Origin of the sequence: Solirhodobacter olei (genome assembly GCF_004010155.1) — a bacterium.
Taxonomy (GTDB): domain Bacteria; phylum Pseudomonadota; class Alphaproteobacteria; order Rhodobacterales; family Rhodobacteraceae; genus Solirhodobacter; species Solirhodobacter olei.
This window is the reverse complement of sequence record NZ_RRYH01000081.1, coordinates 1-1,893: the sequence shown is the minus strand read 5'-3', so window position 1 is coordinate 1,893 and position 1,893 is coordinate 1. Positions and strand designations below refer to the sequence as shown.

The following is a 1,893-nucleotide window of genomic DNA, read 5'->3' as shown; positions in this document are numbered from 1 at the left end:
CCGGACTTCGACACTTCGGGGCTGATTTTCCAGATTCCGGGACGACCACCACGCGACAAATCAATGGCTTAGCTTGTGGCGAACCCCGATTTCGGCGAAGTTCTGTTGTGGCACGTTATAGAAGGTATTGGTATTGTGTGCAGTCGCATTGCGATGATAACGTTGCGGCATGTATACGAAGATCACTCAATCCGGCGGACGACGTTACCTTCAGGTGGTTGAGGGCTACCGCGATGACGCCGGGAAAGTGCGCCATCGCGTGGTCGCGAACTTCGGGCGGATCGAAGATCTCACGCCGGCAAAGCTCGATCCGCTGATCAACGGCCTCAACCGCGTGCTCGGCCGGGCCGAAAACACCGCCTCTGAAGTCACGCATGATCCAGCGCAGAGCTTCGGTGACGTCTTCGCCCTGCATGAATTGTGGAAAGACCTCGGCTTCGATCGCGCCCTCGGACGTGCCCTGCGCTCGGGCAAGCGCAAGCTCGATGTCGAAGCCCTCGTACGCGCCATGGTCTTCAACCGACTGTGCGACCCGACGAGCAAGTTGGGTTGCCTGCGCTGGCTGGAGACCGTGGCCATGCCGGCGATGCCGGAGGCCGTGACCCACCAGCACCTGCTGCGGGCCATGGACGCGCTGATGGACCATGCCGAGCGGGTCGAGATGGAGCTGGCCAAGCAGATCCGACCGCTGGTCGATCGCGATCTGGCGGTGGTCTTCTACGACCTGACCACGGTGCGCATCCACGGCGAAGGCGAGGTCGGCGAGGACATCCGCGCCTTCGGCATGAACAAAGAGACGGGAGGCATCGCCCGACAGTTCGTGCTCGGCGTCGTGCAGACCGCAGAGGGTCTGCCGCTCCTGCACACCGTCCATCCCGGCAATGTAGCTGAGACCAAAACCCTTCAATCCATGCTGCAGACCGTGCTGCAGCGGTTCCGGATCCAGCGCGTGGTGCTGGTCGCCGACCGTGGCCTCCTCAGCCTCGACAACATCGGCGAACTCACCGCTCTCGCCGAGCAGGGAGCGCGTAAACTCGAGTTCATCCTCGCCGTGCCGGCACGCCGCTACAGTGAGCTGGTCGGAACCTTCCAGGGGCTTGCTTTCTTCGACGGTGGTCTGGCCGAGACGACCTTCGCCGGCCATCGCCTGATCGTCGCCCATGATCCGGAGCGCGCGGCGCTGCAATCGGCTCACCGCCGGGAGCGGATCACCGAATTGGAGACCATGGCCGAGAAGATGGTCGGCAAGCTCGACGCCCAGGACGAAGGGACGACGGCAAAGGGGCGCCGTGCCTCTGATCGCGGCGCTTTCAGCCGGTTCACCCGCGCCGTGGCCGAGGCTGAACTGACCCGCTTCCTCAAGGCCGACTTCACCGCCGATCGGTTCAGCTGGTCGGTCGACGAGGAGGCCCTCGCCGAGGCCGAACTCTTCGATGGAAAGCTCGCGCTGATCACCAATGCCGCCGATCTGACCCCGGCAGAAACTCTCGCACGCTACAAGGCCTTGGCCGATATTGAACGCGGCTTCCGAGTCCTGAAATCGGACATCGAGATCGCCCCGGTTCATCACCGCCTGCCGGACCGCATCCGCGCCCATGCCCTGATCTGCTTCCTGGCCCTCGTGCTCTACCGCGTCATGCGCATGCGGCTAAAGGCCAAGGGGAATGCCGCCAGTCCGCGCACTGCCCTCGATCTGCTCGCGCGCATCCAGAAACATACCGCCCATATCGGCAACCGCACCTTCAACGGCACCAGCAACACCACTCAGGAACAACTCGACCTCTTCGATGCTCTGAACCTTCCAAAGCCGGCCTGAAGCTCCCCGTTGTGGCAAAACCGCCAACCTCGGAGTAGCGATATCAATCACTTACGTGATTTGCTGATGAACTCGGG

The 1,893-nt window shown here is 62.8% G+C and carries 1 protein-coding gene; it reads left to right on the top strand.

Features of this window, described 5'->3' with window-relative positions:
* The first annotated feature begins 169 nt into the window (after positions 1-169).
* Complete coding sequence (locus EIP85_RS22540) at positions 170-1,816, top strand: IS1634 family transposase (RefSeq protein ID WP_127904442.1); 1,647 nt, start codon at positions 170-172, stop codon at positions 1,814-1,816.
* The last annotated feature ends 77 nt before the right edge of the window (positions 1,817-1,893 follow it).

Excerpts from the sequence above, each read along its gene's own strand:
- EIP85_RS22540 (WP_127904442.1), top strand. The coding sequence starts at position 170 with ATGTATACGAAGATCACTCAATCCGGCGGACGACGTTACCTTCAGGTG.